Origin of the sequence: Limosilactobacillus sp., assembly GCF_051873075.1 — a bacterium.
GTDB lineage: Bacteria > Bacillota > Bacilli > Lactobacillales > Lactobacillaceae > Limosilactobacillus.
Map to the genome: position 1 here is coordinate 20,234 of NZ_JBJEEM010000071.1, position 6,895 is coordinate 27,128.

The following is a 6,895-nucleotide window of genomic DNA, read 5'->3' on the forward strand; positions in this document are numbered from 1 at the left end:
TAGGCGGAATGCCTATGGGGTGTTAAGTGAAATGTCTTATAATTATAGCAGGAGTAAACATTTTATGAAGAAGAGGAGTGGTTAGTGTGAAGAATTCATTGACTGCGGTGATTTATTTGGAGCCTGATCAAGTCAGCCTGCGAATAATTGAGCTGCCCAAGGGGCGAGTGATCAATGACGTCCGCTCTGGGACCATGGCGCTTGGCAATGGGAAAATCGCCAATTATGCCCAGAACATGGGAACGATCGTTAACAACCTCGATGGCTTTAAGCAGCAGCTGAAGGATTATCAAGTTACTGACGTGCATTTCTATGGAGCAATTGAAGACCTGGCCCCGATTGATGCCCGTTACGTTGCCGACCAGCTCGAAGTCCGGACGGGGATGAAAATCCAGTGGCTGAACAATAACCAGCTGATGGCCAAGACGATGGGCTGCGTCGTCACCCATCTGGCGGAATTCAAGTCCTTAAGTAAGCACTGCCTGTACCTGTTGACCTTGGGACTGGATTCAATGACTCTGGCCTTCTTTCACCATGGCAACTTCGAAAAGCAGTGGGAGATTGACCTGGGAGGGGTCAAGATCAGCCGGCTGGTTCAGCGGCTGCGGCAGACGACCACGAATCCACAGGAAATTATCCAGGATTACATCAGCAGTAAATTAGAGTACATCGCCCCGGAACTCAAGCGAAAGAAGAGGACGGTCCTGCTGATCCAGAATGCCCCGGTGCTGAGCAACCACTACATCAAACAGGGGGAGCATTTGGCGGAGTTGCCGCTTGAACCGTTGAAAAAAGTCAACCGTGAACTAGGATTTGAAACTCATAATCAGCATCCGTGGGCGCAGAGCGTCACCAGTGAACAGGAACGGCGCCTGCTGATGCCGAACTACCTGGTAATTGCGCGGACCGCCTACCTGGTTCACCCGTTGAGTATCTATGTGACCGATATCTCGATGATGGATGGGCTGGTCAACGGTTTTGCGGACAGTCAGGCCCAGAGCCAGATTAATACCATGATTCGTACCTCAGCCGACGATATTGCCCAACGTTATGGGGTAGATGCAGCCCACAAGGATTTCGTGACGAAGTTTGCCTGCCAGTTCTTTGATCAGTTACGGCCCCTGCACCGGTTGGATAACCACGCGCGCCTGTTGCTGGAGATTGCCAGCAAGGTGGACGACATTGGGAACTTCATCAACCAGCAGAGCCACTACCGTCACTCGGCCTATATCCTGGAGTCCAACCCGTTGATTGGCCTTTCCGACGATGACAACCAGATCATCGCCGAGGTGGCCCGTTATCACAGCGCAGAGACCCCGACGGCAGCCCAGGAGCACTACCGGCGCATGGATGACGATATTCAGCTGGTGGTGGCCAAACTGGCCGCGATTCTCCGGCTGGTGGATGCCTTGGATGACTCGCGCCAGCAGAAGATTTCCGCGATCAAGCTCAAATTGACTAACGACAACCTCTTGAAGATCAAGGCTACCGCTAACGACGACCTGGTTTTAGAGAAGTGGTCCTTCAGTAAGAAGTCACAGTTATTTAAAGATGTCTTCGGCATTAAGCCGGTACTGATTGAAAGGGGCGGACACTAATTATGTATAAGGATTTTTACAAACCAGAAAATTATGTGAACCGGGAGCTCAGCTGGATCGACTTCAATGGTCGGGTCCTCGGCGAAGCAACGGACGTGACCAACCCGTTATTGGAACGAGCCAATTTCTTAGGGATCACCCAGAGCAACGTGGATGAATTCTTCATGGTCCGGGTGGCCTCACTGCATAAACTAGCCGCGGCCAACGTTACCACGACCGACGCTTCGGGTCTGACCCCGCAGGAGCAACTGGATGCGGTCAACGAAAAGGAACACCGGATGGTTGAGGAACGCTACACGGTCTACAACCAGCAGATTATCCCCCAGTTGGCAGAGCAGGGAATTAACATCCTCCACGTCAAAGAGCTCGATGATAAGCAGTACGAGTTCATCCGGCGCTACTTCAATGATGAACTGATGCCGGTCCTGACCCCGATGGCTGACGATAGCTCGCGGCCGTTCCCGTTCATCTCTAACAACTCCTTAAACATCGCAGTCCAATTGCGGCGTGACCCGGCGCAGCGGGCGATGTCGATGAAGACCAAGGAGATCTTGGAAGGTGACCAGGAGGTTGAGCGACACCAGAATGAACCGCACGATGATTCCAAGGAAGCGGATATCAAGTTTGCCACGGTTCGGGTACCGGAGATCTACAAGCGCCTGGTTCGTCTGCCCGGTGAGAACAACTTCATCTTGATTGATGACCTGATTAAGGAGTTCCTGTCCCTGCTATTCCCTGGTTACCAGATCATCAAGACGGCGACCTACCGGGTAATGCGGGACATGGACCTGGATGTGGCCGAGGAGGATACCTCCGACCTACTGCGGGCCGTTAAGCACCAACTCCGGGAACGTGAGCACGGTCAGGTCATGCGGCTCGAGGTAGAACACGACATTGACCCATGGCTGGAGGATCAACTGATTGACAACCTTCACGTCACCGAACGTTCCCTTTACCGGGTAGACGGTCCGGTCGACCTGACCTTCTTGAAGAAGCTCTCCGGGATGGTCGATGGCCACGATGACCTGCGTTACAAGCCATTTAAGTCTTATCTCAATCCTGACCTGGACATGGATCATAACATCTTCCAGTCGATCCGGAAGAAGGACTACCTGGTTCAGCACCCGTACGACAACTTTGACGCCGTGGTCAACTTCATCCACCAGGCGGCCGTCGATCCTGAGGTACTGGCCATTAAGATGACCCTCTACCGGGTTTCCGGGAATTCGCCAATCATCAAGTATCTGGGAATGGCAGCTCAGCGTGGCAAGCAGGTTACGGTTCTCGTTGAGGTCAAGGCCCGGTTTGACGAACAGAATAATGTTCGCTGGGCACAGCGGCTCGAACGAATGGGCTGCCACGTGATCTACGGGCTGGTCGGGTTGAAGACCCACTGTAAGGTGGCCCTGGTAATCCGGCGGGACGAGGACGGTCTCCGGCGGTACATGCACCTGGGCACCGGGAACTACAACGACGTCACGGCCCACTTTTACACGGACATGGGGCTCTTTACCTGCGACCATGAGCTCGGCATCGACATGACGAACCTCTTCAACATGCTGTCCGGTTTTGCCCGGCCGCCATACTTTAACCAGCTCCGGGTATCGCCCGACGGCATTCGCGAGTTCATCAACAAGAAGATTGATGAGCAGATTGAGGTTGCCAAGAACGGTGGGGATGCCCTGATTCGGATGAAGATGAATTCCTTATCCGATAAGCAGATCATTGCCCGGCTGTACGATGCTGCGGCCAACGGGGTCAAAATCCAGCTGCTCGTGCGGGGGATCACCTGCCTGCGTAACGACCTGCCTGAGTTGCACGACAATATCGAGGTTCACTCGATCGTCGGTCGGTTCCTGGAACACTCCCGGATCTACTACTTCAAGAGCAACGGGAGTGAGGAGATCTACCTGGCCAGTGCCGATATGATGACCCGGAACCTGAACCGGCGGGTGGAGGAACTCTATCCGGTCAAGCAGGCGGACACTAAGGCCCGTGCGATCCAGATTTTCGACATCATGTGGAAGGACAATACCAAGGCCCGGGTCCTCGAGGGTGACCACTACGAGCGGATCGATCGCGAGGGTGCGGCCCCGTTCAATTCGCAAGAATACTTCGTCAAAGAGGCGGAGAAGATGAACAAGCAGGAACGGCACCAGCACAAGAGTCAGCGGCACTTCACCTCGGTCTTTGAGACCCTGTCCAAGCACGTCCCGTCCCTGCACTTAAACGATGGAAAAGGTGATGCCGATGAATAAGTACCTAGTGGTGATCGACCTGGGATCCAACTCGGTGCGTCTCAAGATCAGTGAAGTGCAAGAAAATGGTCAGATCCTAACCAAGCACTACGAGAAGCGTTACGTTCGCCTGTCTTCACAGATGGGGCCGGAGAAGGTCTTAAAGGAGGAACCAATTAAGCGGACCCTCGGCGCCCTGCGGGACTTTCGCCAAATTGCCGATCAATACCAGGACAAGAAGGTAGTGGCGGTTGCCACGGCCGCGGTTCGCCAGGCTAAGAACCAGCAGGAATTCCTGCAACGGGCGAAGGAGGCCAGTGGCTTTGATATCCAGGTGATTTCCGGTGAACAGGAGGCCTACCTGGACTATGTCGGGGTAACCAGTGCTCAGCCCCTGAAGCGGGGGATCATCATCGATACCGGCGGGGCCAGCATGGAGCTAATCGCCGTCGAGGATGGGGCGGCCGAGGAAACCGTCAGTATTCCCTTCGGTTCCGTGACCCTTTCGCAGCGTTACCACCTGGGGGACCGGATCAAGGCCGCGGACCTGTTTGATGCCATGGTAGAGGTCGACGAGGTCCTGTCCCACCAGCGCTGGCTGAATCGTTTCCGACGGACCAAGATCATTGCCCTTGGGGGAAGCAACCGGGCCCTGGCCAAGATCTATCGGTGGCGGAACGCAGTTGACGGCAAGGCGGCTCCAGTTCAGGGACTGACGTTGCGGTCGGAAACCGCCTTTGCGATCATGCACCAGCTCCTCGAAGCCGATCAGGCAACCCGGGCCAACATCCGGGGCGTCATGAAGGAGCGGGCCGACGTGGTAATCGGCGGGCTCCTGCCGCTTTTGGCCTTGATGCGGCAATTGGCCATCGACGAGGTCAGCTTCAGCAACAGCGGCCTGCGTGAGGGAGTCCTGGTCAAGTACCTTGAACACGCTCAGGACATGCCGGATCTGACCCCTGATAAGAATAGCAAATAAAGCGGTTACAGTTTTACGTAATTTTTACTAAAATTTACTCGCCCTAGTTGGTAAACTGTGCTACAATGCCAGTTGAAGGATAAATCAGGTAAGCCGATTATGTGCTTAGCTAGTTGACACAAGGAGGAATTTGGTATGGCAATTTTAGTTGCTGGTGGTGCCGGATACATCGGTTCGCACATGGTTAAGGATTTAATTGAACATGGTGAGGACGTAGTTGTTGCCGATAACCTTTCTACTGGTCACCGGGACGCTATCAACCCCAAAGCAAAGTTTTACGAAGGTGACATCCGGGACCGGAAGTTCTTGGACAAGGTCTTCGATAACGAGGACATTACTGCCGTCGTTCACTTTGCGGCCTTCTCAATTGTCCCAGAATCAATGAGCAAGCCGCTCAAGTACTTTGATAACAACACTGGTGGCATGATCACCCTCTTGGAGGCCATGCGCGACCACAATATCAAGTACATCGTCTTCAGTTCGACCGCCGCTACTTATGGTGTTCCTGAACACATGCCAATCAAGGAAACTGATCCGCAGAAGCCAATCAACCCATACGGTTTGAGCAAGCTGATGATGGAAGAAATGATGGCTTGGGCTGACAAGGCTTACGGCATCAAGTTCGTGGCCCTGCGTTACTTCAACGTTGCCGGGGCTGCTCCTGATGGCACGATCGGTGAGGACCACGGTCCAGAAACCCACTTGGTACCAATCATTCTGCAGGTTGCCCAGGGTAAGCGGAAGGAACTGAGCATCTTCGGTGATGACTACAACACTCCAGATGGGACCAACGTTCGTGACTACGTTCATGTCATGGACCTGGCCGATGCCCACATCCTGGCAATCAAGTACCTGGAGGCTGGTAACAAGTCCAACGCCTTCAACCTTGGTTCATCAACTGGCTTCTCCAACAAGCAGATGCTGGAAGCGGCCCGGGAAGTTACCGGCAAGCCGATCCCAGCTAAGATGGCCCCTCGGCGTCCCGGTGATCCTGACTCACTGGTTGCCGCTAGTGACAAGGCCCGGACGATCTTGGGCTGGAAGCCGAAGTACGATGACGTTCACGACATCATCGCCACGGCCTGGAAGTGGCACTCAAGTCACCCAAAGGGCTACGATGACCGCGACTAATTAAACACGAATTAGCGGATAAAACCTACCGTGCATATTTGGTGCCGGTAGGTTTTTATTGTCTGCAGAGTTGTTTATAATAGGAGTGTTTTGAACAGGGAGGGATGGATATGCAGTTTAACTTTGATAACCAAAATCAAACGATCATGGGGGTGGCCGTTGCTGATCGGCGCCTCTACCAGTGTGTCCGGGACGCGATGCTGTTTAACGTTTACGAAGGCTGGCGGCCGACCGTTGCCGATGTCCAGCAGGCGATTGCTGAGGCTGGCGATCCGGCTAGCCGGGGCAACCAGAAGTTTGAGGAGGAGTTTAAATGACTGATCAAGAACTAGCTACTCGTTTCAACTATCCGAACGGCACCTTGAAAAATAAACTGGGGATCACCGATCGCAAAGCCCTTGCCCAGCGCGAGTTTCGGATCGTCAACGAGAACGCGGTGGCCCTGCTGCACCATGCCGGGCAATTCCCCAAGATCCGTGAGATCGACCAGCTCAACCGGGTGCACCGTTTCCTGTTTGACGACGTCTACGACTGGGCCGGGGAGGTGCGTGACTATAACCTGACCAAGGGCGGGCACTTCTTTCAGGACTTCCAGACCTTTCGGGAGGCGGCCCAGTGGATCAATAGCCTGCTGGCCGCTGCCAACCAGGCTGACCGGATTGCGCCCAGTGCCTATGCGGAATTACTGGACAATATCAACGAATACCACCCCTTCCGTGAGGGCAATGGCCGCAGCACCAAGGCCTTTTTGCAACTACTTGCTATGCAGCACCATCAATACCTCAATTTTCCCCTTCACCAAGATCAACTGGTGGCGGTCTTTAACCAGGACGGCCCGATTGACTACCAGGAGCTGGGACACCTACTGGACGTTCAGGACCTGGACTAATCGGGTGCCAAGTTGGGACTAATGGTAGTGGTTGTGATAAGATGTTAGGTGTGATTTGAAA

The 6,895-nt window shown here is 54.0% G+C and carries 6 protein-coding genes; all 6 read left to right on the plus strand.

The genetic code is table 11. From position 1 onward, the window contains the following. Positions 1 to 86: 86 nt before the first annotated feature. The 6 genes from ACI31J_RS07250 to ACI31J_RS07275 all read left to right on the plus strand — a co-directional run bounded on the left by ACI31J_RS07250 (position 87) and on the right by ACI31J_RS07275 (position 6,834). Positions 87 to 1,598 (plus strand): exopolyphosphatase, encoded by a 1,512-nt coding sequence (locus ACI31J_RS07250; protein WP_439773753.1) that lies wholly within the window; start codon positions 87 to 89, stop codon positions 1,596 to 1,598. A 2-nt stretch (positions 1,599 to 1,600) separates the two neighbouring features. Continuing rightward, positions 1,601 to 3,856, plus strand: coding sequence for an RNA degradosome polyphosphate kinase (locus tag ACI31J_RS07255; RefSeq protein ID WP_439773754.1), 2,256 nt, complete (start codon positions 1,601 to 1,603; stop codon positions 3,854 to 3,856). Continuing rightward, a complete protein-coding gene (locus tag ACI31J_RS07260) occupies positions 3,843 to 4,814 on the plus strand; it encodes a Ppx/GppA phosphatase family protein (protein ID WP_439773755.1) in 972 nt (323 codons plus the stop codon). Before ACI31J_RS07255 ends, ACI31J_RS07260 begins: the two co-directional genes overlap by 14 nt. Positions 4,815 to 4,949: 135 nt before the next feature. Further along, positions 4,950 to 5,945, plus strand: a complete 996-nt coding sequence (gene galE, locus ACI31J_RS07265) for a UDP-glucose 4-epimerase GalE (protein WP_439773756.1) — start codon at positions 4,950 to 4,952, stop codon at positions 5,943 to 5,945. A gap of 110 nt (positions 5,946 to 6,055) precedes the next feature. After that, positions 6,056 to 6,262: a hypothetical protein gene (locus tag ACI31J_RS07270; protein ID WP_439773757.1), complete on the plus strand. Its 207-nt coding sequence runs from the start codon at positions 6,056 to 6,058 to the stop codon at positions 6,260 to 6,262. Further along, the gene (locus ACI31J_RS07275; RefSeq protein WP_439773758.1) at positions 6,259 to 6,834 is read left to right on the plus strand and encodes a Fic/DOC family protein; all 576 of its coding nucleotides are present in this window, start codon (positions 6,259 to 6,261) and stop codon (positions 6,832 to 6,834) included. The genes ACI31J_RS07270 and ACI31J_RS07275 overlap by 4 nt, the downstream gene beginning before the upstream one ends. Positions 6,835 to 6,895: the final 61 nt, after the last annotated feature.

What these genes read in the sequence shown, in the direction of transcription:
- ACI31J_RS07270 (WP_439773757.1), top strand. Translation starts at nt 6,056, where the DNA reads ATGCAGTTTAACTTTGATAACCAAAATCAAACGATCATGGGGGTGGCC.
- ACI31J_RS07255 (WP_439773754.1), top strand. Translation starts at nt 1,601, where the DNA reads ATGTATAAGGATTTTTACAAACCAGAAAATTATGTGAACCGGGAGCTC.
- ACI31J_RS07260 (WP_439773755.1), top strand. Translation starts at nt 3,843, where the DNA reads ATGCCGATGAATAAGTACCTAGTGGTGATCGACCTGGGATCCAACTCG.
- ACI31J_RS07275 (WP_439773758.1), top strand. Translation starts at nt 6,259, where the DNA reads ATGACTGATCAAGAACTAGCTACTCGTTTCAACTATCCGAACGGCACC.
- galE (WP_439773756.1), top strand. Translation starts at nt 4,950, where the DNA reads ATGGCAATTTTAGTTGCTGGTGGTGCCGGATACATCGGTTCGCACATG.